Origin of the sequence: Bilifractor porci (assembly GCF_009696005.1) — a bacterium.
GTDB classification, from domain to species: domain Bacteria; phylum Bacillota; class Clostridia; order Lachnospirales; family Lachnospiraceae; genus Bilifractor; species Bilifractor porci.
In genome coordinates this window covers 123678-147569 of the sequence record NZ_VUMV01000005.1, presented here as the reverse complement: position 1 = coordinate 147569, position 23892 = coordinate 123678, and the positions used below count along the sequence as shown (strand labels likewise).

26 protein-coding genes are annotated in these 23892 nt (G+C 51.6%); all 26 read right to left on the bottom strand.

Features of this window, described 5'->3' with window-relative positions; translation table 11 throughout:
* Positions 1-36: 36 nt before the first annotated feature.
* Positions 37-1449 carry a glycoside hydrolase family 32 protein gene (locus FYJ60_RS08425; protein WP_154458231.1) on the bottom strand — a complete coding sequence of 471 codons (1413 nt, stop codon included), beginning with the start codon at positions 1447-1449 and terminating at the stop codon, positions 37-39.
* Positions 1443-3368: a PTS beta-glucoside transporter subunit IIBCA gene (locus FYJ60_RS08420; RefSeq protein ID WP_154458230.1), complete on the bottom strand. Its 1926-nt coding sequence runs from the start codon at positions 3366-3368 to the stop codon at positions 1443-1445. The genes FYJ60_RS08425 and FYJ60_RS08420 overlap by 7 nt, the downstream gene beginning before the upstream one ends.
* A 246-nt stretch (positions 3369-3614) precedes the next feature.
* A complete protein-coding gene (gene uvrB / locus FYJ60_RS08415) occupies positions 3615-5639 on the bottom strand; it encodes an excinuclease ABC subunit UvrB (RefSeq protein WP_154458229.1) in 2025 nt (674 codons plus the stop codon).
* Positions 5639-6997 (bottom strand): S41 family peptidase, encoded by a 1359-nt coding sequence (locus FYJ60_RS08410; protein WP_154458228.1) that lies wholly within the window; start codon positions 6995-6997, stop codon positions 5639-5641. Before FYJ60_RS08410 ends, uvrB begins: the two co-directional genes overlap by 1 nt.
* Positions 6998-7094: 97 nt before the next feature.
* Positions 7095-8015: a permease-like cell division protein FtsX gene (ftsX, locus tag FYJ60_RS08405; protein WP_154458227.1), complete on the bottom strand. Its 921-nt coding sequence runs from the start codon at positions 8013-8015 to the stop codon at positions 7095-7097.
* On the bottom strand, positions 8005-8691 hold the full coding sequence (gene ftsE / locus FYJ60_RS08400; RefSeq protein WP_154458226.1) for a cell division ATP-binding protein FtsE: 687 nt from the start codon (positions 8689-8691) through the stop codon (positions 8005-8007). Before ftsE ends, ftsX begins: the two co-directional genes overlap by 11 nt.
* 36 nt (positions 8692-8727) lie before the next feature.
* Positions 8728-9816 carry a PucR family transcriptional regulator gene (locus tag FYJ60_RS08395; protein WP_154458225.1) on the bottom strand — a complete coding sequence of 363 codons (1089 nt, stop codon included), beginning with the start codon at positions 9814-9816 and terminating at the stop codon, positions 8728-8730.
* 294 nt (positions 9817-10110) lie between these two features.
* The gene (locus FYJ60_RS08390) at positions 10111-12225 is read right to left on the bottom strand and encodes a glutamine synthetase III family protein (protein WP_154458224.1); all 2115 of its coding nucleotides are present in this window, start codon (positions 12223-12225) and stop codon (positions 10111-10113) included.
* Between the two features lie 166 nt (positions 12226-12391).
* The gene (fba, locus tag FYJ60_RS08385; protein WP_154458223.1) at positions 12392-13255 is read right to left on the bottom strand and encodes a class II fructose-1,6-bisphosphate aldolase; all 864 of its coding nucleotides are present in this window, start codon (positions 13253-13255) and stop codon (positions 12392-12394) included.
* Positions 13256-13438: 183 nt separating this feature from the next.
* Positions 13439-14395: a diacylglycerol/lipid kinase family protein gene (locus FYJ60_RS08380; RefSeq protein WP_330579158.1), complete on the bottom strand. Its 957-nt coding sequence runs from the start codon at positions 14393-14395 to the stop codon at positions 13439-13441.
* A 99-nt stretch (positions 14396-14494) separates the two neighbouring features.
* Positions 14495-15031 (bottom strand): bL17 family ribosomal protein, encoded by a 537-nt coding sequence (locus FYJ60_RS08375; protein ID WP_154458221.1) that lies wholly within the window; start codon positions 15029-15031, stop codon positions 14495-14497.
* A 115-nt stretch (positions 15032-15146) separates the two neighbouring features.
* Positions 15147-16109, bottom strand: coding sequence for a DNA-directed RNA polymerase subunit alpha (locus FYJ60_RS08370; protein WP_330579157.1), 963 nt, complete (start codon positions 16107-16109; stop codon positions 15147-15149).
* Positions 16110-16150: 41 nt separating this feature from the next.
* The gene (rpsD, locus tag FYJ60_RS08365) at positions 16151-16744 is read right to left on the bottom strand and encodes a 30S ribosomal protein S4 (protein ID WP_154458219.1); all 594 of its coding nucleotides are present in this window, start codon (positions 16742-16744) and stop codon (positions 16151-16153) included.
* Between the two features lie 17 nt (positions 16745-16761).
* Complete coding sequence (gene rpsK, locus FYJ60_RS08360; protein ID WP_154458218.1) at positions 16762-17154, bottom strand: 30S ribosomal protein S11; 393 nt, start codon at positions 17152-17154, stop codon at positions 16762-16764.
* Between the two features lie 37 nt (positions 17155-17191).
* Entirely contained in the window at positions 17192-17560 is a 369-nt protein-coding gene (rpsM, locus tag FYJ60_RS08355; protein ID WP_154458217.1) for a 30S ribosomal protein S13, read from the bottom strand.
* A 312-nt stretch (positions 17561-17872) separates the two neighbouring features.
* Positions 17873-17986, bottom strand: coding sequence for a 50S ribosomal protein L36 (rpmJ, locus tag FYJ60_RS08350; protein ID WP_004604068.1), 114 nt, complete (start codon positions 17984-17986; stop codon positions 17873-17875).
* Between the two features lie 283 nt (positions 17987-18269).
* Positions 18270-18488, bottom strand: a complete 219-nt coding sequence (gene infA / locus FYJ60_RS08345; protein ID WP_154458216.1) for a translation initiation factor IF-1 — start codon at positions 18486-18488, stop codon at positions 18270-18272.
* Positions 18466-18762, bottom strand: coding sequence for a KOW domain-containing RNA-binding protein (locus tag FYJ60_RS08340; protein ID WP_154458215.1), 297 nt, complete (start codon positions 18760-18762; stop codon positions 18466-18468). The genes infA and FYJ60_RS08340 overlap by 23 nt, the downstream gene beginning before the upstream one ends.
* A 102-nt stretch (positions 18763-18864) precedes the next feature.
* Positions 18865-19629 carry a type I methionyl aminopeptidase gene (gene map, locus FYJ60_RS08335; protein WP_154458214.1) on the bottom strand — a complete coding sequence of 255 codons (765 nt, stop codon included), beginning with the start codon at positions 19627-19629 and terminating at the stop codon, positions 18865-18867.
* A 13-nt stretch (positions 19630-19642) separates the two neighbouring features.
* Positions 19643-20284: an adenylate kinase gene (locus tag FYJ60_RS08330; RefSeq protein WP_154458213.1), complete on the bottom strand. Its 642-nt coding sequence runs from the start codon at positions 20282-20284 to the stop codon at positions 19643-19645.
* A 163-nt stretch (positions 20285-20447) separates the two neighbouring features.
* The gene (gene secY, locus FYJ60_RS08325; RefSeq protein ID WP_154458212.1) at positions 20448-21758 is read right to left on the bottom strand and encodes a preprotein translocase subunit SecY; all 1311 of its coding nucleotides are present in this window, start codon (positions 21756-21758) and stop codon (positions 20448-20450) included.
* Positions 21758-22198 (bottom strand): 50S ribosomal protein L15, encoded by a 441-nt coding sequence (gene rplO, locus FYJ60_RS08320; RefSeq protein WP_154458211.1) that lies wholly within the window; start codon positions 22196-22198, stop codon positions 21758-21760. Before rplO ends, secY begins: the two co-directional genes overlap by 1 nt.
* A 23-nt stretch (positions 22199-22221) precedes the next feature.
* The gene (gene rpmD / locus FYJ60_RS08315; RefSeq protein WP_154458210.1) at positions 22222-22404 is read right to left on the bottom strand and encodes a 50S ribosomal protein L30; all 183 of its coding nucleotides are present in this window, start codon (positions 22402-22404) and stop codon (positions 22222-22224) included.
* A gap of 13 nt (positions 22405-22417) precedes the next feature.
* Positions 22418-22927: a 30S ribosomal protein S5 gene (gene rpsE / locus FYJ60_RS08310; RefSeq protein ID WP_154458209.1), complete on the bottom strand. Its 510-nt coding sequence runs from the start codon at positions 22925-22927 to the stop codon at positions 22418-22420.
* A gap of 20 nt (positions 22928-22947) precedes the next feature.
* Positions 22948-23316 carry a 50S ribosomal protein L18 gene (gene rplR / locus FYJ60_RS08305; RefSeq protein WP_154458208.1) on the bottom strand — a complete coding sequence of 123 codons (369 nt, stop codon included), beginning with the start codon at positions 23314-23316 and terminating at the stop codon, positions 22948-22950.
* Positions 23317-23334: 18 nt separating this feature from the next.
* On the bottom strand, positions 23335-23874 hold the full coding sequence (gene rplF, locus FYJ60_RS08300) for a 50S ribosomal protein L6 (protein ID WP_154458207.1): 540 nt from the start codon (positions 23872-23874) through the stop codon (positions 23335-23337).
* Positions 23875-23892: the final 18 nt, after the last annotated feature.

Here is a 23892-nt window from a genome sequence, read left to right as displayed (position 1 = left end):
GAACCTGACTGATACACTAAGTATACCAGAGTACGGTCAAAAGAAACAGTGCGGATGTATTCTCCAGCCGGTGATCGCCGCCGACGGGCAGTGGAATTGAACCGCCAGATCCTGGCGTTCCCCCTGGTAGTCCGGATAGTACCTGGTCGTGAGCACTATTTTCCCGTCATCCGCATAAATTTCAAGAACCGAGGTGTCCACCAGGATCCGCAGAAATTCTATCCGGTCTGTTTTTACCTTCCGTACCGTCCTTCCGTATCCCGCGTTCTCCGCAACGGAGAGCTGCAGCACGCCGTCCCGGAAGGATAGCTCCGCCGCGCCGCCGAAAGAAATCTTCCACTCCTGTTCCTCCGTCCCCTCCAGGAAACAGATCTCAAAATCTCCTGTTCCGTCCGGCAGACAGAAGGTCTCCCTCGGCATGATCATCGTCTCGTGGTACCGCAGCCCAGCCAGCTCCGGCACCGGATTCTGGCAGATCACGCCGTCCTCTGCGGTCAGCAGGCGCGGAACGGTCAGGCAGTTTTCCCAGCCTCTCTCCGCCGTGGGATTTCCATAGGGGTGATCCGGCATGCCGATCCACCCGAAGAGAATCCGTCTGCCGTTTTCATCTGTAAAGGTCTGCGGGGCATAGAAATCGAACCCGTAATCCCATTCCCGGAAGCTGTGAAGCGTCTGTTTTCCGCGCAGTTCCCCCTTTACGGTGTAGTAGCCGGCCTGGTAGATGTTCTGATAGCGGAATTCTTCTGCCGGAACCCCCTGCGGGCAGAGAGACAGAAATGTTTTCCCTCCCAGCTCAAAGTAGTCCGGACACTCCCACATATAGCCGAAGCGCTCCGTGGACGACAGCGTCTTCAGAAGCTTCCAGGAGAATCCGTCCCCGCTCTCATAGAAGAGGACCTCCCCACGGTCGGCTTCCGCTGTCTGCTCCGGGCTTTTGACACGCGCCCCCAGAACCATGTACCAGGTTCCGTTTTCCTTCCACACCTTGGGATCCCGGACATGGCAGGTACAGTCCTCCGGGTAATCCCGGTTTCGGAGCACCGTCCGCTTTTCACCGAAGTTCTTCCCGTCTGTTTCCACCAGAATCTCATTGGCCTCGCGGCCGCTGTAGGTGTAGTCATGCTCTCCCGGCTGTTTTACATTGCCTGTGTAGTAGAGCCGGATCTTATCCCCGTCCGCCACCGCGGAACCGGAATAGCAGCCGTCGTGGTCTTCGGCGTCCGTCGGCCAGAAAGGAACCCCCTGAAACTTCAAATCCATCAGGTCTTTGCCCGCGTAATGCCCCCAGGTACGGGCCGGCCTTCCGTCCGGACCGGCCTCCTTCGGCGCATACTGAAAAAAAACATGATACAGTCCCCGGAACTGGCAAAGGCCGTTCGGGTCATTCAGCCACCCCTCCGGAGGCATCAGGTGAAACCCAAGCCTCCAGAGATCTTTTCGTTTCAGCATACTGTAAGAACCTCATCTCCAGCCTGGACGGAACCGGTCTTGACCACCTGCACGCTCTTATATTCATCACTGTTTGTCACAATGACGGGCGTAACCGTCTGGTAGCCGGCTTTCCGGATCCGATCCATATCAAATTCCAGAAGCAGCTGGCCCTTCTTAACCTTCTCGCCTGTAGCTGTGTGTGCGGTATAGCCCTCTCCCTTCAGATTTACCGTATCCACCCCGACATGAATCAGGATCTCCACACCGTCATCGGAAGTGACCGCTACCGCGTGCTTCGTATCAAAGAGCATCTCCACCGTTCCGTCAAACGGGGCGTATACCTTTCCCTCGGAAGGAATAATGGCCAGTCCCTTTCCAAGCGCCTCCGACGCAAAGGTCGGATCGTCCACCTGGGAAGACGGAATTGCCTCGCCGCTGACCGGCGCGTAGACCTTCTTCTCCTGTCCGTCACTGCTTTCCTGCGCAGGCTCCTCTGTCTTCTCAGCGTTTTTCTGCCCTGCCGGAATGTCTGTCTTTTCCACCACCGGCGCTGCCTGCGCAGGTGCTTCATCTTTATAACTGATATAAGACACCGCGAAGGCCACCACGAAAGATACCGCCATGACAATCGCGTACTGGAGCCAGAAATCCGTGGTGATCAGGAAGCCGAACAGTCCGGTAATTCCATAGGCTGTCGCCTTGATCCCGAACAGCGAGGCCAGCATTCCGCCGACAGCACCGCCGCAGCAGCCCGCGATAAACGGCTTGCGGTAGCGGATGTTGACACCGAAGATTGCCGGTTCCGTGATTCCCAGAAAAGCGGAGAGAGAAGCCGGCAGAGCCATGGATTTCGTCTTTTCGTTTTTGGTCTTGAAGGCAACCGCCATGGCCGCGGCGCCCTGTCCCACATTAGCGGCTGTCGCGACAGGCATCCAGATGTTCGCCGGAGGATTCTGGCTTACCATCTGCGCCTCTATCATGTTATACATATGATGGAATCCGGCGACCACCGTAAACGCGTAGAAGAAGCCGATCAGAAGGCCTCCAACACCAAACGGCAGCGTGATCAGGGCTCTTGCCCCGATCAGGATCCAGTCCTCTACAACCTTGAATACCGGTCCGATAATGGTCATTGTCAGGATTCCGGTAACCAGGACCGTGACCAGCGGGGTGACAAACAGATCCAGAATTTCCGGTACGTGCTTATGCAGCCATTTCTCCAGCGTGCTCATAAATAAGATGGCGATAATAACCGGAATTACATGACCCTGATAGCCTGTCTGCTGGATAGTCAGTCCGAACACATGCCAGACGGGGATTTCCGCGGCATCCATTGTCGCCACGCTCCACGCGTTGATCAGGTTCGGATGTATCATCACAAATCCGATAACAGCGGCCAGATAAGGATTGCCGCCGAATTTCTTCGCCGCGCTGATGGCAATCAGGATAGGCAGCATGGAGAGAGCCGCCCCTGCCATCAGATTGATCATATTGTAGTAACTGCTGTCCTGCAGGGCCGGGATGGCGTTGGAAAGTCCTCCCAGCAGTCCGTTCAGAAGACCGGACGCGACAATCGCCGGAATAATGGGCACAAACACGTCGCCCAGCGTCTTAATAGCCCGGAAAAACGGATTCTGCTTCTGGGCCGCCGCCTCCTTCGCGGATTCCTTAGTTCCTGCCTCCACTCCGGAAATGGCAATAAATTCATCAAAAACCTTATTGACCGTACCGGTTCCGAAAATAATCTGCAGCTGTCCGGATGCCTCAAAGCATCCCTTGACTCCCTCCACATTTTCGATGGCAGCCGTATTCACCTTGCTGTTGTCATTGATGACCAGACGCAGTCTGGTTGCACAGTGTGCCGCCGACGCCACGTTGGACGCGCCGCCGATGTTGTCCAGCACTCCCTGCGCTGCTTTTCTGTAATCCAGGCTCATGTGTTTTCCTCCTCATTCTGGAACCTGTCAAGGAAACCCCGGACTTTCCCCCTGTATCTCCGCCCGGTTGCGGCAAAGAGTACAGAAAAGAAGGCCGATCTGTTCTTTCTCCTGATACCGCCGGGAACATTTCTCACATGAAAGAACCAGATATTACCTTCATTATATTGTTAAAAAAATCGTTTGTAAACCGTTTATGCCCTGTACTTCTGCCTGCGCGGCGGAAACATCGCGTTCTATTTTCTTTTATTTTTTTCTTCTCTTCCGGACCGGATGTTCCATCACATCCGAGGCGTCCAGAAGGTTTTTCTTCAGCTCCGTCATCCTGTCCCGGAGTTCCGCGGCCATCTCAAAATTAAGCTCCGCCGCTGCCGCGCGCATCTGCTTTTCGATCTTCGCGATCATCTTTTCCAGCTCTTCCCGGCTCATGGATTCCGGATCCTTTTCCATCCGTTTTTCATCCTCCGCCACTTCTCTGGAAATACTGATCAGGTCCCGGACGCTCTTCCGGATTGTCTTTGGCGTAATGTGGTGTTCCTCGTTGTATGCCTGCTGCAGCTGCCTGCGCCTCTGTGTTTCTTCGATCGCCGTGTGCATGGAATCGGTTACCGTGTCCGCGTACATGATGACATGGCCCTCCGAATTGCGGGCCGCACGTCCGATTGTCTGGATCAGCGATGTGGCGGAACGAAGGAAGCCCTCTTTATCCGCGTCCAGAATGGCGACCAGAGTAATTTCCGGAATATCCAGCCCCTCCCGCAGAAGATTGATTCCAACCAGGACGTCAAACACATCCAGCCTCATATCCCGGATGATTTTTGTCCTTTCCAGCGCGTCAATATCGGAGTGGAGATAATTGACCCGGATTCCGGCCTCCTTCATGTACCCTGTCAGATCTTCCGCCATCCGCTTGGTCAGCGTTGTGACGAGGACTTTATGATGCTGCTCTGTCTCCTTCCGTATTTCCCCGATCAGGTCGTCGATCTGCCCTTCCACCGGACGAACCTCCACAGCCGGGTCCAGAAGCCCGGTGGGACGGATCAGCTGCTCCGCGCGAAGCATCTCATGCTCTTCCTCATATTCGCCGGGTGTGGCGGACACAAAGAGGATCTGGTTGATGCGCTCCTCGAATTCCTCAAACTTCAGCGGCCGGTTGTCCAGGGCGGACGGAAGCCGGAAACCGTAATCCACCAGCGTTGTCTTCCGGGAGCGGTCTCCGTTGTACATCGCCCCGATCTGTGGAATCGTCTTATGTGATTCATCGATCATAATCAGAAAGTCATCCGGAAAGAAGTCCATCAGGGTATAGGGGGGCTGCCCCGGCTTCAGGCCGGAGAGATGTCTCGAATAATTCTCGATTCCGGAACACACGCCGGTCTCCCGCAGCATTTCAATATCAAAATTGGTCCGTTCCTCTATGCGCTGGGCCTCCAGGAGCTTTCCCTCTCCTCGGAAGTAGCGGATTCTCTCTTCCAGCTCCTTCTCGATCGCGTCCGTCGCCCTGTTAATGGTTTCCTGGGGCATAACATAATGGGAAGCCGGAGCGACAGAGACAAACGAAAGCTCCGCGCGGATCTCCCCGATCAGCAGATCCACCTCCGTAATCCGGTCGATCTCATCCCCGAAAAACTCCACCCGCACAGCCCTGTCGCTCTGATCCGCTGGCACAATTTCCAGCACATCCCCATGGACCCGGAAAGTTCCCCGGTGAAAATCCATTTCATTTCTTTCATATTGGATATTGATCAGATCCCGGACCACCTCGTCCCTGTCCTTCTGCATCCCCGGACGTAGCGCGATAATCATTTTTTCGTAGTCCTTGGGACTTCCCAGACCGTAAATGCAGGAAACAGAAGAAACGACAATGACATCCCTGCGTTCGATCAGCGACGATGTCGCCGACAGGCGGAGCTTATCGATCTCCTCGTTTCTGGAGGAATCCTTGGCGATGTACGTGTCCGAGGAGGGGACATAGGCCTCCGGCTGATAATAATCGTAATAGCTGACGAAGTATTCCACGGCGTTTTCCGGGAAAAACTCCTTGAATTCGCTGTAGAGCTGCGCCGCAAGCGTCTTATTGTGCGCGATGACCAGCGTAGGCCGGTTCAGCTGTGCAATCACGTTTGCCATGGTAAAGGTTTTCCCGGAACCGGTCACTCCCAGCAGCGTCTCACACTGGTTTCCCTGCAGGAACCCGTCTACAAGCTTCTGTATGGCCTGCGGCTGATCCCCCGTAGGCTGATAGTCGGAATGCAGTTCAAAATGGTCCATCACGCGTCTCCTGTTTTTTTCTGGCTCTCGGAGGAACCGTCGTCTCCGATCTGGCCCTGCACGGTATCCAGCGCCTTTTCAAATTGCTCATCGGTATCCGAGTCTTCCTGGTTTTCTACAACAATATCCGGTGTGATCCCGACCCCGTTAATATCCCGGTGATCCGGCGTAAAATAATGGGTCGTTGTCAGTTTGACCACGCTTCCGTCCGACAGGGTATAGGATTTCTGCTCGATTCCCTTGCCGTATGTCTGGGTTCCGATTACCGTGCCGACCCCGTAGTCCTGCACGGCGCCTGTAAAAATTTCGGACGCGCTGGCTGTGTTTTTATTTACCAGGACTGCCAGCGGTATCTCGATCGGTGTTTTCCCGTCACAGTCCCGTGTCTGCTCGGGTCCGTCTTTATCCTTTTCATAGACAATCACGCCCTTCGGCAGAATCTGCTCCAGTACATCACAGCAGCCGGAAACCTGTCCGCCCGGGTTGTCCCGCAGATCCAGAATCAGGGCTTTCATCCCCTTTTCCTGCAGGCCGTCGTAAATTTCTTTAAACTGGTCGGATGTAGTCCCGTTAAATTTGGAGATCTGGATATACCCGACCCTGCTGTCCTCCTTGAGCATTCCTCCGGCGACGGAGTAGATCTCAATATCGCTTTTTTCCATGGAAACCGTCTGCTCCCCGTCTGTGCCCTCTCTGGTAAAGCTGACGGTAACCTTGTCATCTTCTGCGTCCTGGACCAGCGCCACGGCTTCCGAGACAGAGTATCCGTCCAGATTCTGGCCGTTAATCGCTGTCAGGACGTCATTTTCCTGAAGTCCCGCCTGGGCCGCCGGGGAATCCGCCTGCACATAGACGATGTAGAGACTGCCGTCATCCTTCTGCGCCAGCGATATTCCGATTCCCCTGGTATATCCCTTGTTGGCCAGGCGGACCTCACTGTACTCTTCCTCCGAGTAGTAGGCGGAATATTTGTCCCCCAGGCCGCTGACCAGGCCGCTCATCATATTTTCCGTAAGCTCGGAATTGCTGATGTCCCCGTAGTAGTGAGCCTGGATCGTCCGTACCATCTCGCTGATCTTTTTCATGGTTCCCAGACTGTCCGGCTTCTCCGGCGACGCCGAGAGCGGGAAAAACAGCCAGACCCCGGCAGCCGCGGACATCCCCGCGGCTGCAGCCAGAATTCCTGCCAGAAAGGATTTCCAGTGAAGCCTTCCCTTCCGTTTCTTTTCTTTTGCCTCCTGCTTCTCCTCGTTTTTCTCCGAACCGGTCATTTCCTGCGGGCGGCTGCCGCCCGCATCTGCCTCCTGCTCCGGGATTTTTATGTCTTTTTCCTGCTGTGCCTCACCGCTGCCGCTCATGCCAGATGCCTCCTGCCAAAAATACCCTGCTCCTTCCGGATAGAAGAAACAGGGTTTTCCCTTCTCGTTTTTCTGTTTTATCGGACGTTTTTCCGCCTCATACCTTCAGATGTTTCCGGATCGTTACGGCGGAGGCAATCAATCCGATTCCCATTCCCAGTATCAGTCCGACCGGAAGCAGCAGCCGGTATACATGGTTGACCGGCAGAAGTCCGTTCATCAGGTTCTGCAGAATACTGAACCTGGAGAGAACATAGTTCACCGCGGAATTATACAGGAAATAGATGATAACCAGCGGAATCGCCGCGCCGATCAGGCCGATCAGCAGTCCCTCCAGGATAAACGGCATCCGCACAAACGCGTTGGTCGCGCCGATCAGCTTCATAATCCCGATTTCTTCCTTCCGGACAGAAATACCGATACTGACGGTATTGCTGATCAGGAAGCCGGAAACCACCAGCAGAATCAACATGATAATAACAGAAAGAATCGCGATCAGACGGTTCATGACCGAAAGCGTCGTCTGCGCCTGCTGGGAGCGGTTTACCTGACGGACGCCCTGCAGCTGTTCAATATAGGAAACCAGCTCATCCTGCTGCTCGATTTTATTCGGATAAACCGCAAAATGAGCGGAATTTGCCAGCGGGTTGTCATTGTTGTTCTTCCAGCCCTCGGCAGCAGCCTCGTTGCCTTCAAAATACTTGTCCGCGAAATAATCCCACGCGTCGTCCGCGGAGATGTAACGCATCTCGGAAACGAGATCAGTCCGTGCGCTGATCGACGAACCGATTTTGTCGATAGACGCCTGATCCAGACCCTCATCAAAAAATACGGTAATGCCCACGTTCGTTTCCACGTTCCGGAGGACATACGAAAAATTCAAAACAATAGAGAAAAACAGGCCGAAAATAAAAATACATGCCGCCATCGTAGCAACCGAAGCAAGTGAAAACATCTTGTTCCGTCCGATATTCTTAAAGCCCTGGGCGGTATTATAACCTACACTTCTAATCTTCAATATAACCACCCTCTTTTTCGTCGCTTACTATGACGCCCTTCCGCAGCCGGATGACACGTTTCTTCATCATGTTTACGATTTCGCGGTTGTGCGTAACAACCAGGACGGTTGTGCCGCGCATGTTGATTTCCTCCAGGAGACGCATGATCTCCTCCGAATTTCTGGGATCCAGATTACCTGTCGGCTCGTCCGCCAGAAGAATGTTCGGGCGGTTGACCAGCGCCCTTGCCAGGGCGACACGCTGCTGCTCTCCTCCGGAGAGTTCTCTCGGATACGAGCGGTATTTGTCCGCCAGGCCGACCAGTGTCAGCACCTCCGGGACACGTTTCTTGATCACCCGGTTGGGCTTTTCAATAACGCGCTGCGCAAAGGCCACATTTTCGTAAACATTCCTGTCCTTCAGAAGACGGAAATCCTGGAACACGACACCAATCCCGCGGCGGTACTTTGCGATACTGTTTCCGTGCAGCCGGTTCAGTTCCTTTCCGTTCACATAAATGCTTCCCGAAGTAGGATTCAGCTCCTTCAGAAGAAGCTCTACCATGGTAGTCTTCCCGGAACCGCTGTTTCCCACAACAAAAACAAATTCCCCCTTTTCAATGTTCAGAGATACATGATCTATGGCAGGCTGTGTACCCTTCTCATACACCATCACCACATCGTCAAGTGTAATCATTCTACTCCTCCCGTAAAACTTCCACGCTGGTTCCCCTTAATAATCCAGTGTTTCCATATACTTCATGTATTTTACAACCATCAGCGCGATCTTGAAGGTAATAGCGTCCTCAAAAACCCGGAGATCCAGCCCGGTGCTCTTCTGCAGCTTGTCCAGCCGGTAAACCAGGGTGTTACGGTGAATGTACAGCTGCCTGGATGTCTCTGAGACATTCAGGTTGTTCTCGAAGAACTTGTTAATGGTTGTAAGCGTTTCCTCGTCGAAATCATCCGGCGATTTGTTCGCAAAAATTTCCTTCAGAAACATTTTGCACAGCGGAATAGGAAGCTGATAGATCAGCCGTCCGATTCCAAGCTTGCTGTAGGCAATGACATCTCTCTCCTCAAAGAAAATCTTCCCCACATCCAGTGCCATGCGCGCCTCTTTGTAGGAACGGGAAACCTCTTTCAATTCCTTTACAATGGTTCCGTAGGCGATATGGGTTTTATTTTCCGGGCTCCTGCCGAGCACATCCAGAACGGACTCCGCAATTTTGTCCACCTGCCTGGCGTCGTCGCCGGGAGCGATCTCCTTGACGATGATGATGTTTTTCTCATCAATGGCCGTGACAAAATCCCCGCTCTTGCTGCTGAACATCCCCTTCACATTGTCCAGCGCGCCCTGGTCGGTATCCGGCGGCGTCTCAAGAATAAGAACCACCCTGCGGGCATCCACGGGTATATGAAGCTTCTTTGCCCGGTTATAAATGTCCACCAGAAGAAGATTATCCAGAAGCAGGTTCTTGATAAAGTTGTCCTTATCAAACCGCTCCTTATAGGCTGTCAGCAGGCTCTGAAGCTGAAAGGTGGCCATCTTTCCGGCCAGCAGACTTTCATCCCCGTCTCCGCACGCCAGCAGAATATATTCCAGCTGGTGTTCATCATATACCTTGAAGAACTGGATGTTCCGAATCGTCTGGGAATCTGCCGGAGACTGCGCAAAATTAAGGATTTCCGCCTTTCCTGTCTCCAGATCGTCCGAGGTGGACACCAGCAGTTTTCCTTCCATGTCGTAAATGCCGAAGTCCATTTTTGTGATGTTCTTGAAACCATCCAGAGTATTCTGCAGGATCTGATTCGAAATCATAGTCAAACCTTCTTTCATTTTAAGCTACATCTCTGCACAGATTCTATTGCCTTTTTATACAGATATTCGTGCAGTCCTTCTATATTTTAATCGAAACTGCACAAAAATGAAAGGACTTTTTTTGCAATTTTATAAAAGAATGCCGCAATCCCCCACAGAGCGGAAACCTCTGCGCATGAAATGCGGCACCCTGGCAGAAGAGAAACACAGCGCTGCCGGGCTCCAGTAAAGAGCCCGGCAGCGCAGAAACTTCTGTCTGTCCTAATAAGCCCCGCGCACGGGGCATGCAGATCTTTATACCTCGAACATCAGATCGCCGTAAGAGGGCATCGGCCACGCATTCTTATCGACAATCTTCTCCAGCTCATCACAGGGTTTCCGGAGCGCTGCCATGGCAGGTGTAATCGTGTCATGATAATATTTTGCCTGCTCCTCGCCCTCTTCCATCGACTCTGCCTTTTCATCCAGGGCAGTGAGATTCTTCAGCGCGTCTTCCGCTTCCTTCAGCAGTGTGCTGGTCTTCTGCAGAAGCTCTGTCTGCACGGATACCTCTTCCACACCCGCCTGTTTTACCGCGATAATGGAATCCGCCAGGGTCGTGGTGTATCCGATTACCGCTGGGATAATCTGTTTGCCGGCGATGTTGATCATGGACTTCGCCTCGATGTTGATCGTCTTGGCGTAATTCTCGTATTTGACCTCTACCCTGGATTCCAGCTCTGTCTTTGAGAAAATATGGAACCGCTCGAACATGGCGACGTTTTTCTCGCTGACCAGCTCCGGAATCGCCTCTACCATGGATTTCAGGTTCGGGAGGCCGCGTCTTTCCGCCTCTTCCACCCAGGCATCGGAATATCCGTTTCCGTTGAAGATGATCCTCTGGTGCTCGCTGAAGTTCTTCTTGATCAGGTCATGAACTGCCTCATCAAAGTTGTCTGCTGCTTCCAGGACATCACAGGCATCCGCAAATGCCTCAGCGGTGATGGCGTTCAGGACGGTATTCGGCTCCGCGATTGAATCCCTGGAGCCTACCATACGGAACTCAAATTTATTTCCGGTGAACGCGAACGGCGACGTACGGTTCCGGTCTGTGGCATCCTTATAGAGATCCGGAAGGCTCTTGACACCTGTCTTGAGGACTTCTCCCTCTTTGCTGCTGGTTGCCGTTCCCGTGCTTACCAGCTGATCCACCACATCCTCCAGCTGCTCGCCCAGGAACATGGAAAGAATTGCGGGCGGCGCCTCATTGGCTCCCAGACGATGGTCGTTTCCGGGATCGGCCGCGGACTCTCTGAGAAGACCCGCATGCTCATCCACCGCCTTGACAATACAGGACAGAATCAACAGGAACTGGATGTTCTCGTGCGGCGTCTTGCCGGGATCCAGAAGATTGATGCCGTCATCGGTGGTCAGGGACCAGTTGTTGTGTTTTCCGGAGCCGTTGACGCCGTCAAACGGCTTCTCATGCAGGAGGCATTTCAGCCCATGCTCGCAGGCAACTCTCTTCAGCGTCTGCATCACCATCTGGTTCTGGTCTACCGCAAGATTTGCCTCGCTGTAGATAACCGCAAGCTCATGCTGCGCCGGAGCCACCTCGTTATGCTGCGTCTTGGCCGTTACGCCCATCTTCCACAGCTCTGTGTTGACGTCCTTCATGAAGGAAATAATTCTCTGGCGGATGGTGCCGAAGTAGTGGTCGTCCATCTCCTGTCCCTTGGCAGGCATGGAACCGAACAGGGTCCTCCCTGTGTAAATCAGGTCTTTTCTCTTCAGGAACTTCTCCCCGTCTACCAGGAAATATTCCTGCTCTGCTCCGACGGAAGGAGTGACCTTTCTGGAAGTAGTGTTTCCGAACAGACGGAGCAGACGGATTGCCTGTTTGTCAATCGCTTCCATGGAACGGAGAAGAGGAGTCTTCTGATCCAGCGCCTCTCCTGTGTAGGAGCAGAAAGCGGTAGGGATGCACAGCAGAGCTCCGCCCGCATCCTGGCGTACAAAAGCCGGGGACGTGCAGTCCCACGCGGTATAGCCTCTGGCCTCGAAGGTGGCCCGCAGTCCGCCGGAAGGGAAAGAGGATGCGTCCGGCTCGCCCTTGATCAATTCCTTTCCGGAAAAGCTCATGAGAACCTTCCCGCTGGGAAGCGGAGAGGTAATAAAGGCGTCATGCTTCTCTGCCGTGACCCCTGTCAGCGGCTGGAACCAGTGCGTATAATGAGTCGCACCCTTTTCGATCGCCCATTCCTTCATCTCGTGTGCGATGACGTCCGCAGTGGGCAGATCCAGGTCTCCGCCCTCATTGATAATTTTTTTCAGTTTTGCGTAGACCTTCTTGGGAAGGCGTTCCTGCATGACCGCGTCATTGAAAACATTCTCACCGAATATTTCAGCTGCATTAACATAGTCTGCCATAGCTATTTGCGGGGAATTCCCCGTCCCTCCTTATCTTTTTCTGAGAAAAGCAGAAAAGGGCATCCTATTTTATTAGGACGCCCTTGTCTTGATCTTTGCTCTGCAATTTCCCAGAGAATAACACATCCCCGGAAAGATTGCAAGTCTTTTCCCGCAATTCTAAGACTCAAGCCTTGTCAACAGATCCGAAGAGTTCCATCTTCTCTTTTACCTTGTCTCCGATGGCGATGGTTCCGGGAAGAAGAAGCTTTCTGGGATCAAAGCCCTTGCCCTTCTGGTCTTTTCCTTCTTCGATGTATTTTCTGGTAGCTGCCGCAAAAACAAGCTGACACTCGGTATTCACATTGATTTTGGAAACACCCAGGGAAATTGCTTTTTTGATCTGATCATCCGGAATGCCTGTGCCTCCGTGAAGCACCAGCGGCATCTTTCCGGTCAGCTTCTGAATGGCATCCAGCGTCTCGAAGCTGAGTCCCTTCCAGTCCGGCGGATAAACGCCGTGAATGTTTCCGATTCCGGCCGCAAGCATATCCACGCCCAGATCTGCAATCATCTTGCACTCATTCGGATCCGCGCACTCACCCATGCCGATGACGCCGTCTTCCTCTCCGCCGATTGCTCCGACCTCTGCCTCAATGGACATTCCCTTGGAATGAGCAATGCCTATCAGCTCCGTGGTCTTGGCAAGATTCTCGTCGAAGGGAAGGTGGGATCCGTCAAACATAATAGAGGTAAATCCTGCCTCGATGCATGCCTTTGCGGCATCATAATCGCCGTGATCCAGATGCAGGCAGACAGGAACCGTGATTCCAAGGGAATCGTGCATCGCCTTTACCATAGCGGCAACGGTCTTGTAGCCCGTCATATATTTTCCTGCGCCCATGGACACGCCCAGAATAACAGGTGAATGAAGTTCCTCCGCGGTGGTGAGGACAGCCTTTGTCCACTCCAGATTATTGATATTGAATTGTCCAACCGCATAATGGCCTTCCTTTGCCTTCCGCAGCATCTCCGCAGCTGATACTAACATAATATATCCTCCTGTCGATGAAATAGTTGCGCCGGTTAATCCGGCTTTTGACAGTACACTGTATAAGTCCGGCAGCGTAAGCTGCACACCGGCTTATGCATATAGCGCGTCAGGCATCTCCTGACGAAGCCATTATACTCTTACCCCATAGAAAATGGCAAGCCTCTCTGCACTGGAAAACATTTATTCAAATGTCTTTGCCAGAGCCTTCAGCGGTGCCTGATTTTCTACCAGCGGCACTGATTTTCTCCGGTTCAGATACAGACGCAGCGCTTTGTGGCAGTTGACAACCGCAGCCACCCTGTGTTTTCCGCCGTATTCTCCGTCCAGCGTCCAGTCTATATCACCGGTTGCTTCTATGGTAACGGCTGCAGCCTTGAAATTTTCCACAAGATTGGAGTGATAATCGCCTGTCAGAATGGAAGTCGCGATTTCGTTCATATCCAGAGGAGTAACCGGCGTGTGAACCAGGGTAACCTCAAAAAGCCCGTCGTTCATGTCAATATCGTTCCCGGTAATGTTTTTCATACCGCCGACAGAACGGGAGTTGGTAATCATCCCGTAGCAGTAATTTCCCTCCAGAACCTGTCCCTCCACTTCGATCCGCAGATGAAAGACAGGAATATTCATTAATCTCTTTCCTGCCTCCAGAATATACGCGAGGTAGCCGAGAGAATTTTTTAAGTTCTGGTCGGTCTGATAGGAAACATCCGTAAAAAGGCCGAAAGCAGCCACATAGACAAAATAAGTTCCATTGAAGGCTCCCACATCGCAGCGGTAGATATCTCCCACCATGATATCCCTGGCCGCCTCCACCGGATTTTTGGAGAGAGACAGACTGGTGGCAAAATCATTGGTACTGCCGGAGGGAATATATCCCACCGGGAGATGGGGTCTGACATTCATAATGGCATTCACCACCTCATCCAGCGTGCCGTCTCCTCCGCTGCACACAACCGCGTCCGCATCCCCGGCATGTTCCTGTACAAAATGTTCGGCGTCTCCCCTGGACTGTGTGGGGTGCGTCAGGACATCAAAGCCGTTCTGGGTAAACAGATCTACAACGTCCGCCAGATAATTGCGGATCGATCCTTTTCCGGATTTTTCATTATAGACAAAAAGAAGCTGTTTGTTTTTCACATGCATACTCCTCCTGACCGGTCGGACAAAGACAAAGGGAGCCACCCACAGAAAACTTCTGTGGATAACCCCCTCACGTTTCTTTCAGACCGCCTGAAGTCAGACAAGCTCCAGCAGCACTTCCATAGCTGCGTCGCCCTTACGCTGACCGATTTTAACGATTCTGGTATAACCGCCGTTTCTTCCCTCGTACTTCGGTGCGATTTCATCGAACATCTTCGCTACGAGGTCAACATCCTTCGTGTTTTTCTTTCTTCCCTTTGCTTCTTTGGGAACTTCCTTCACGGGATAGAATACCTTAAGCATCTGACGGCGTGCGTGAAGTCTGGCAGGATTATCTTTTTTGATTTCCTTCTCCTGCTCCGTATAGACGGTAACCTTCTTTCCATCCTTAACTTCTTTTACACGTTTTCCGTCGGCATCCTTCTGCGGAACCTTAACCTTAACGGTCACGGTCTCATAGTCATCCTTCTCACGGACAGCCAGAGCAATCAGTCCCTCCGCGATTTTGGAAACTTCTTTTGCCTTGGTCTCTGTAGTGCGGATTTTTCCGTGAACCATCAGGTTTGTCACCTGGTTTCTGAGCAGAGCCTTCCTCTGATCAGATGTTCTGCCAAGTTTTCTGTACTTTGCCATAATTTTTTCCTCCTAAGTGGAGCGGGCGGCCACGCTTCTTCGGACTTACTGGCCGCTCACTGTCATCCATCTGGTTTTTCCGGCAGACCACGCACATCGGTCTTACTGATCCACCTTACTGCTCCTCGCTGGGACTGAGAGAAAGGCCGAGCTCATTCAGCTTGGCAAGAACCTCCTCCAGAGACTTACGTCCCAGGTTGCGGACCTTCATCATGTCTTCCGGGGTTTTGCTGCAGAGCTCTTCCACGGTATTGATTCCGGCGCGCTTCAGGCAGTTATAGGAACGGACGGAAAGTTCCAGCTCGTCAATATTCATCTCCAGAACTTTTTCCTTCTCGTTATCCTTTTTCTCGATCATCACTTCCGCAGATTTCGCGTTCTCCGAAAGATCAATAAACAGCTTCAGATGCTCACTGAGAACCTTTGCCGCAAGGCTTACCGCCTCATCCGGCCCCAGCGTCCCATTCGTGTAGACATCCAGTGTGAGTTTGTCGTAATCGGTGACCTGGCCGACACGGGTATTTTCCACGGTCATGTTCACACGCTCAACCGGGGTATAGATAGCATCCACAGCGATGACGCCGATCGGCATATCGTCTGTCTTAGCCTTGTCCGCGCCCACATAGCCGCGTCCCTTTGTAATGGTAAGCTCCATGTAAAGCTTGCAGTCCGGTCCGCCGTTCAGTGTCGCTATCACCTGGTCCGGGTTTACAATTTCGATATCCTGATCTGCCTGGATATCAGAACCGCGTACTACACCCTCGCCCTCATACTCGATATAAGCAGTTTTCGGTTCATCCGTCTCACTGTTATTCCTGATATTGAGGCTTTTCAGATTCATGATAATCTCAGTGACATCTTCCTTAACGCCAGGAATGGAACTAAATTCATGGAGGACTCCCTCAATCTTTACCTGGCTGATCGCTGCGCCGGGCAGAGAAGAAAGCATGATTCTGCGAAGAGAATTCCCCAGTGTTGTGCCGTACCCTCTTTCCAGAGGCTCCACAACAAATCTGCCGAACTTCTTATCATCTGAAATCTCTGTGATCTCAATTTTTGGTTTGTTAAAATCAAACACTCGCAAGCCCCTCCTTCAATAGGGATAAACACCGAAATTACTTATTTGGAGTACAACTCGACGATAAGCATCTCGTCCACCGGAACATCAATCATCTCGCGGGACGGTACTTCCTTGATGCTGCCCTGCAGAGTGTCCGCATTGACATCAAGCCACTCCGGTGTTGTGCGTCCGGATGTTGCGTCCAGGATATCTTTCATTCTCTGTCCGGATTTCCGGCTCTCCTTGATCTCGATGGTATCGCCGGCTTTTACCTGGTAAGAGGGGATGTTGACCTGTTTGCCGTTTACCAGAACAAACTTGTGGTCAACCATCTGTCTTGCTTCTTTTCTGGTTCTTGCCCATCCCATACGGAAGATCACATTGTCAAGACGGAGTTCGAGCATCTTCATCAGATTCTCACCGGTCTGTCCTTTCATGCGGTCTGCCTTCTTATAATAGTTGCGGAACGGTTTTTCAAGAACACCGTAGATGAACTTTGCTTTCTGTTTCTCACGCAGCTGTAATCCGTACTCGGATACCTTTCTGCTGGAACGCTTCAGCTGACGTCTAGATTTTTTATCAATACCCAGATATACAGGCTCCAGTCCAAGGGCTCTGCATCTCTTCAGTACCGGTACTCTGTTTACTGCCATTACAATGACCTCCTGAATTATACTCTTCTACGTTTCGGCGGACGGCAACCATTATGCGGTACCGGCGTCACATCACAAATGCTGGTAACCTCAAGGCCTGCTGCAGCCAGTGCGCGGATTGCAGCCTCACGGCCTGAACCGGGTCCCTTTACAAATACATCTACGCTCTTCAAACCATGAACCAGAGCTGCCTTTGTCGCAGTCTCCGCTGCCATCTGTGCAGCATAAGGCGTAGATTTCCTTGAACCTTTGAACCCAAGGCCACCGGCGCTTGCCCAGGAAAGAGCATTGCCCTCAGTATCTGTCAGCGTTACGATTGTATTGTTGAAAGATGCCTGAATATGTGCCTGTCCACGTTCAACGTTTTTCTTGACACGACGCTTTGTCGTTTTTTTCGTCACTTTAGCCATAATAAAAACTAACCTACACTTTCTGTTCTATCAGCGATTATTTCTTCTTATTTGCAACAGTTCTTCTCGGACCTTTGCGGGTTCTGGCATTTGTCTTGGTCTTCTGACCACGTACAGGAAGTCCTTTTCTATGACGGATTCCACGATAGCATCCGATTTCCTGAAGACGTTTGATATCCATGGCAACCTGACGTCTCAGATCACCTTCTACGGTCTGAGTCTCGTCGATTACTCCGGCAATTTTCTTAACCTCTTCATCTGTCAGATCTCTCACACGTGTATCCGGATTTACTCCAGCCTGCGCAAGAATACGATTGGATGATGCTCTTCCAATGCCGTAGATATAGGTAAGGCCTATTTCCACCCTCTTGTCTCTTGGTAAGTCTACACCAGCTATACGAGCCATGTGCTTTTCCTCCTTTTCCTGACCAGCAGCAAGTTTTCATTCGATGATACGCTGATCTGTCTAAAATATCATCTTAATTGGGATGCCGGTATGACGCATCCAGCCGCATGAAGACGACAGCGGCCTTTCTTCCGAAAACCCGGACCGGGCGACGGAAGTATTAAGTAATATTATAAAGAAGGTATCCTGACGCAGCCCAGTCAGGTTTCTTACATTATAATATTCTGCGATACCGCAGCCTGCGGAATCGACTTTCCGGACAGTTCCGGCGGAATTGCCCGACATAAGCAGTTTCAGGTGCCGGTGACAGCATCAGCCCTGGCGCTGTTTATGCTTTGGATTCTCACAAATGATACGAATACTGCCTTTTCTTTTGATAACCTTGCACTTTTCGCACATCGGTTTTACAGAAGATCTTACCTTCATGAGTATCCTCCCTTCCTGGTATTGAAAACAACAGTTTCTGCAGCTCTGAACAAGCGCTTTGAAGCGCCCTGCGCGGCTTTCCGGTGGGTTAATCCGTAAAATTGCGCACAGAGATACAGCTAGCATTGTAACACAGGGTTCCGGCGTGCGCAAGAAATTTTTTTTTACGCCAGGGAGTTTAGAAGAAACGGGGCAATTCAAGGCACCATGCCAGGGGAAAAGCCAAAAATACCGAGCAAAAAAACAAAAGCGGCAGCTGTTCAGGCCGCCGGGAAAATCTGCATTATTTATCTCTCCAGATGATTCTGCCTTTGTCCAGGTCGTAGGGACTCAGCTCAAGTGTAACCTTATCTCCGGGAAGGATGCGAATATAATTCATGCGGAGTTTCCCGCTGATATGCGCGAGAACCACATGCTTATTCTCCAGTTCCACCCGGAACATGGCGTTCGGAAGTTTTTCCAGAACGACGCCCTCCACTTCAATTACATCTGTTTTTGACATCTGCTTTCTCCTCCTTGATATAAATCGCTTCGCGGATATCCGCGTCGGTAATCGTAAGATCCCGCTCTGTTTTTTTCTTCAGTCCCGGATCTGTGTGGTAATCCGGCTGAATGTGCATTCTTTTTTTGGCCTTGGGTCTGTCCACCGTGTGATGGACGCCATCCGCAAGGTAAACCCTGCCGCCCTCTTCCTCTGTTCCCGTTATGATATACAGCCTGCCCTTGTCGTGCCCCGCCAGGCTTCTGGCAAACATGCCCTTTTCCAGCTGTCTCATGTTTTTTCTCCATCCTTCGGTACGGCTCCCGCCGGCATCTCTGCCTACGCAGTCTGCAGAACATGCCTCTCAACATCCGCAGTCCGCAGGGCGTGCGTCTTTTCAGCGCTCCTGCCCGGTGAGAGTCAGAATTTCCGGGTCCCCTTCTGTGATAACGATTGTATTTTCATAATGGGCAGCCAGGGAATGATCTGCCGTTACTACTGTCCACTTGTCCGCAAGCCAGCGAACCTCCGGTTTTCCTGCCGTAAGCATCGGCTCCACAGCAAGCGTCATACGCGGCTGCAGGCGGATTCCCCGGCTCTTTACGGCATAATTCGGAATCATGGGATCCTCGTGCAGCGAGGTTCCGATTCCGTGGCCGCACAGTTCCCTCACCACGCCGCATCCGCAGGATTCCGCGTAGCTGCCGATCGCCTCTGAGATCTCATGAAGATGGTGTCCGGCTACGGCAAACTTCATTCCCTCAAAAAAGGACTGGCGCGTAATATCAATCAGTTTCTGTGCCTCCGGGCTGATCGTCCCGACGCCTATGGTCCTTGCCATATCCGAATGGTATCCCTTCCAGATCAGGCCGGCGTCAAGACTGATGATATCCCCTTCTTTAAGAATCCGCTCCCGACTGGGAATTCCGTGTACGACCTCATCATTGACAGATGTACAGATACTGGCCGGATATCCGTTGTAATTCAGGAAATTAGGAATTCCCCCGCAGGCGCGGATCATTTTTTCACCTTCCCGGTTAATTTCCCCTGTGGTGACTCCGGGCTCTATCATCTCTTCCAGATGAAGGAATACCTGCTCCAGCAGGCGGCAGGATTCCCTCATCTGTTCAATTTCCAATCTGCTTTTTATTGTGACTGACATCTGACCTTCCCGCTCAGCCCAGAATCTCTGTAATATCCTGGAAGACCTTCCGGATATCCTGGGTTCCGTCTACCGTTCTTAGAACACCTGCCGCTTTGTAGTAATCAATCAGCGGCTGTGTCTGCGCGTGATAGACATCCAGACGTTTCTGCACCGTCTCCGGCTTATCGTCATCGCGGAGAACCAGCTGACTTCCGCAAACATCGCAGACGCCTTCTTTGACAGGCGGATTAAATTCTACATGATACGTTGCGCCGCATGAGAGACATGCACGGCGTCCGGACATCCGGCTGATAATATTTTCATCCGGCACCTCTACGTCAATGGCAAAATCAATTTTTTCTCCCCTGGAGGCAAGTGCCCTGGTCAGAGCCTCCGCCTGCGGAATGGTCCGGGGAAATCCGTCAAGGACATACCCGTTGGCGGCATCCGGCTGTGAAATCCGGTCTACCACAAGATCACAGGTCAGCTCATCCGGAACCAGAAGCCCCTGGTCCATATAGGCTTTCGCCTTTTTACCAAGTTCCGTACCGTTTTTTATATTTGCCCGAAAAATATCCCCGGTGGAAATATGCGGCACCGAATACTTTTCTGCAATCTGCTTTGCCTGCGTTCCTTTGCCAGCTCCTGGCGCTCCAAGCATAATTACCTTCATCCTGAATCCTCCGTTTTCTGAAATCCCGGCAGCGCCGGCTTCTCTCGTTTTTCGTTTACAACACTAACAAAAATTATAACATCTGCTGCGGGACTGAATCAACCGGCATAAAACAGAAAAGACAGGCTGCGATAAACGCGGCCTGCCGATTCCCTGTCCCCTATTAGTCTGAAAGGAAGCCTCTGTAATTTCTCACCAGCATCATGGATTCCACCTGAGTCATGGTCTCCAGGATAACCGATACAATAATAATCAGAGATGTTCCTCCGAAGGAAACATCCGCGCTGAACAGGCCGTTAAAGATATGCGGTATGACGCAGACAATGACCAGCCCGGCAGCACCAATGAAAATGATATATTTCAGAACGGAATTCAGATAATCCTCCGTTGCCTTTCCGGGGCGGATGCCCGGAATAAAGCCGCCCTGCTTTTTCATGTTATCGGCCACTTCAATCGGATTGAAAGTGATCGACGTGTAAAAATACGCAAAGAATATAACAAGCAGAACATAAATGACGACTCCCAGTGTCGGGAACCAGTCACTGGGCTTGAACCAATAGCTGGAGCTGAGCATATTCAGGATTCTGCCAGCCCATCCTCCCGGATTTTTGCCGGTAAACGCGACAATAATGCCCGGAAAAGACATGATGGAAGAAGCAAAAATGATAGGAATCACGCCGCCCGTGTTGACCTTGAGCGGAATGTGCGAGGACTGGCCGCCGACCAGCCTGCGTCCGACCATTTTCTGTGAATACTGTACCGGGATGTGTCTCTCCGCACCGTTCAGGATTAGTGTGAGAACGGTAACGCCGACAATAATGGCGGCAATGACACACCAGGCAACCGTCGCCCTGGCAATCGATTTGCCCTTCACAAAGTTCTCATAGAGAGTAATCATATCCTGAGGAACCCGCGAAAGAATATTGATCAGAAGGACAATGGAAATTCCGTTTCCGACTCCCTTTTCATTGATCTGTTCGCCGATCCACATCAGGAAACAGGAACCTGCCGTCAGGGACGTGATGACAACAATAACGTTCACCGCGTTCAGATCCAGAATCAGCTGGTTCCCGAAGCCAATGCACATGGCCGCGGACTCAAAGACAGAGAGTCCTGCGGTCAGAAAACGGGTGATACGATTCAGCTTCTGTCTGCCCTCTTCGCCGTCTCTGGACATTTCCTCCAGCTTCGGAAAAGCGATGGTCAGCAGCTGCACGATGATGGACGAAGTAATATACGGTGTAATGCTCAGCGCCATGATCGAGAAATTCGTAAAACCGCCTCCGGTGAACGCATTCAGAAAATCGAATGCATCATTGGAGTTTGTGCTGAAATAATTTTTGAAAAAATCTGTGTCAACGCCAGGTACTGGAACCTGAGATGCCAATCGGATTACCAGCAGCATCAGGCACACGTAAAGCAACCTGCGCCGTATTTCCTTTACCCTGAATGCATCACGTAACGTTTTAAGCATCAGACCACCTCTACTGTTCCACCTGCCGCTTCAATTTTGGCTTTCGCGCCTTCACTGCAAGCAGTGACCTTTACATTGAGCTTTTTGGTAAGCTCGCCGTTTCCGAGAATCTTTACACCGTCTCTCGGATTAGAAATGATTCCGTTTTCAACAAGAGCTGCAATGGTAACTTCCGTTCCGTCTTCCAGTCTCTCCAGCTCGGATACGTTAACTGCCACGATATCTTTAGAATTTCTGCAGGTAAAACCGCGCTTCGGAAGTCTGCGGAACAGAGGCATCTGGCCGCCCTCGAATCCGGGTCTGGGTGCTCCGGAACGTGCTTTCTGTCCCTTATGCCCCTTGCCTGCGGTCTTTCCGTTTCCGGAACCATGGCCGCGGCCTCTGCGGAAATTATCACTGTGTCTGGAGCCATCTGCCGGCTGCAAATTTGATAAATCCATTTAGGTACCCTCCTTTGACAAGATTACTCTTCTACCTTCAGCAGATAGCCTACCTGACGGATAATTCCGCGAGTCGCGTCGTTATCGGGAAGTTCTACTGAGTGATGTAATTTTCTTAATCCGATGCCCTCAATCATCTTTCTGTGTTTGGGAACACAGCCGATGGTGGACTTAACCAATGTAACTTTAATCTTCTTATCTGCCATTTTGAAGTCCTCCTTATGCCAGAATTTCGTCTACGGACTTACCGCGAAGTCTTGCGACTTCTTCCGGAGTCTTCAGCTGACGAAGGCCTTCGAGGGTAGCCAGAACAACGTTCTGCTTGTTGTTGGATCCGAGACATTTGGTACGGATGTTGGTGATTCCGGCAAGCTCTACCACTGCACGCGCCGTACCGCCGGCGATAATACCGGTACCTTCGGGAGCTCTCTTCAGAAGCACCTCTGCGCTTCCGTATTTTCCGATCATGTCATGGGGAATCGAGCCGTTCTCATCTCTTGCGACAGAGATCAGATGTTTGCTGGCGTCTTCTCTTCCCTTCCGGATTGCCTCCGGAATTTCTGCGGCTTTTCCAAGCCCTGCGCCTACATGACCATTGTGATCACCTACGATAACCAATGCGGTAAAGCGGGAGTTACGACCACCTTTTACAACCTTGACAACTCGTTTGATGGAAACAACCTGCTCTTCCAGCTCAAGCTGGCTGGCATCAATGATTACGTGTCTCATGTGTGTTCTTCTCCTTCCTCTCAGAATTTCAGTCCGGCTTCTCTTGCAGCGTCTGCCAGAGCTTCTACTTTACCGTGATAAATATAACCGCTGCGGTCAAAGACAACCTCGGTGATACCAGCTTCCAGAGCTTTCTTTCCGATTACTCCGCCGACATATTTTGCAGCCTCGGTATCATCTGTCTTTTCCAGATTAGCCTTTACATCTTTCTGAAGGGTATTGGCAGCCACAAGGGTTCTGCCTGTAGAATCATCAATGATCTGCGCATACATATTTTTATCACTGCGGAATACACAGAGACGGGGTCTTACAGCAGTTCCCTCAATCTTATTGCGCATTCTTCTGTGTTTTTTCTGGCGAACCTGTGCTTTTGATACTTTTTTAATCATGATCACACTCTCCTTATATTATTTCTTACCGGTCTTGCCGACTTTACGGCGGATAACTTCATCAGCATACTTAATTCCTTTGCCCTTGTAGGGTTCCGGAGCTCTCTTTCCTCTGATTTCAGCCGCGTACTGTCCGACCTTCTCTTTGGAGATTCCGTTTACTGTGATCTTGTTGCCGTCAACGACGGTCTCAATTCCTTCCGGATCCTCCATCTCTACCGGATGAGAGTAACCCAGGTTCAGAACCAGTTTCTTTCCCTGTTTTGCAGCACGGTAGCCTACGCCATTGACTTCCAGAACCTTGCTGTAGCCCTGGCTTACACCGGTTACCATATTGTGAATCAGTGTTCTGGTAAGGCCGTGAAGGGATTTCATTCTCTTCAGATCGTTGGGTCTTGAAACGATGACCTTGTTGTCCTCCTGGCGGATCTCCATCTCCACCGGAAGCTCACGGGTCAGTGTTCCCTTGGAGCCCTTAACCGTTACGACATTGCCTTCTTTAATTTCAACTGTAACGCCAGCCGGAATTTCAACCGGCATCTTGCCTATACGAGACATTTTTGTCCTCCTGTGACT

What these genes read in the sequence shown, in the direction of transcription:
- FYJ60_RS08425 (WP_154458231.1), bottom strand. Translation starts at nt 1,449, where the DNA reads ATGCTGAAACGAAAAGATCTCTGGAGGCTTGGGTTTCACCTGATGCCT.
- FYJ60_RS08420 (WP_154458230.1), bottom strand. Translation starts at nt 3,368, where the DNA reads ATGAGCCTGGATTACAGAAAAGCAGCGCAGGGAGTGCTGGACAACATC.
- uvrB (WP_154458229.1), bottom strand. Translation starts at nt 5,639, where the DNA reads ATGGACCATTTTGAACTGCATTCCGACTATCAGCCTACGGGGGATCAG.
- FYJ60_RS08410 (WP_154458228.1), bottom strand. Translation starts at nt 6,997, where the DNA reads ATGAGCGGCAGCGGTGAGGCACAGCAGGAAAAAGACATAAAAATCCCG.
- ftsE (WP_154458226.1), bottom strand. Translation starts at nt 8,691, where the DNA reads ATGATTACACTTGACGATGTGGTGATGGTGTATGAGAAGGGTACACAG.
- FYJ60_RS08395 (WP_154458225.1), bottom strand. Translation starts at nt 9,816, where the DNA reads ATGATTTCGAATCAGATCCTGCAGAATACTCTGGATGGTTTCAAGAAC.
- FYJ60_RS08390 (WP_154458224.1), bottom strand. Translation starts at nt 12,225, where the DNA reads ATGGCAGACTATGTTAATGCAGCTGAAATATTCGGTGAGAATGTTTTC.
- fba (WP_154458223.1), bottom strand. Translation starts at nt 13,255, where the DNA reads ATGTTAGTATCAGCTGCGGAGATGCTGCGGAAGGCAAAGGAAGGCCAT.
- FYJ60_RS08375 (WP_154458221.1), bottom strand. Translation starts at nt 15,031, where the DNA reads ATGGCAAAGTACAGAAAACTTGGCAGAACATCTGATCAGAGGAAGGCT.
- rpsD (WP_154458219.1), bottom strand. Translation starts at nt 16,744, where the DNA reads ATGGCAGTAAACAGAGTACCGGTACTGAAGAGATGCAGAGCCCTTGGA.
- rpsK (WP_154458218.1), bottom strand. Translation starts at nt 17,154, where the DNA reads ATGGCTAAAGTGACGAAAAAAACGACAAAGCGTCGTGTCAAGAAAAAC.
- rpsM (WP_154458217.1), bottom strand. Translation starts at nt 17,560, where the DNA reads ATGGCTCGTATAGCTGGTGTAGACTTACCAAGAGACAAGAGGGTGGAA.
- rpmJ (WP_004604068.1), bottom strand. Translation starts at nt 17,986, where the DNA reads ATGAAGGTAAGATCTTCTGTAAAACCGATGTGCGAAAAGTGCAAGGTT.
- infA (WP_154458216.1), bottom strand. Translation starts at nt 18,488, where the DNA reads ATGTCAAAAACAGATGTAATTGAAGTGGAGGGCGTCGTTCTGGAAAAA.
- FYJ60_RS08340 (WP_154458215.1), bottom strand. Translation starts at nt 18,762, where the DNA reads ATGAGACAGCTGGAAAAGGGCATGTTTGCCAGAAGCCTGGCGGGGCAC.
- map (WP_154458214.1), bottom strand. Translation starts at nt 19,629, where the DNA reads ATGTCAGTCACAATAAAAAGCAGATTGGAAATTGAACAGATGAGGGAA.
- FYJ60_RS08330 (WP_154458213.1), bottom strand. Translation starts at nt 20,284, where the DNA reads ATGAAGGTAATTATGCTTGGAGCGCCAGGAGCTGGCAAAGGAACGCAG.
- secY (WP_154458212.1), bottom strand. Translation starts at nt 21,758, where the DNA reads ATGCTTAAAACGTTACGTGATGCATTCAGGGTAAAGGAAATACGGCGC.
- rplO (WP_154458211.1), bottom strand. Translation starts at nt 22,198, where the DNA reads ATGGATTTATCAAATTTGCAGCCGGCAGATGGCTCCAGACACAGTGAT.
- rpmD (WP_154458210.1), bottom strand. Translation starts at nt 22,404, where the DNA reads ATGGCAGATAAGAAGATTAAAGTTACATTGGTTAAGTCCACCATCGGC.
- rpsE (WP_154458209.1), bottom strand. Translation starts at nt 22,927, where the DNA reads ATGAGACACGTAATCATTGATGCCAGCCAGCTTGAGCTGGAAGAGCAG.
- rplR (WP_154458208.1), bottom strand. Translation starts at nt 23,316, where the DNA reads ATGATTAAAAAAGTATCAAAAGCACAGGTTCGCCAGAAAAAACACAGA.
- rplF (WP_154458207.1), bottom strand. Translation starts at nt 23,874, where the DNA reads ATGTCTCGTATAGGCAAGATGCCGGTTGAAATTCCGGCTGGCGTTACA.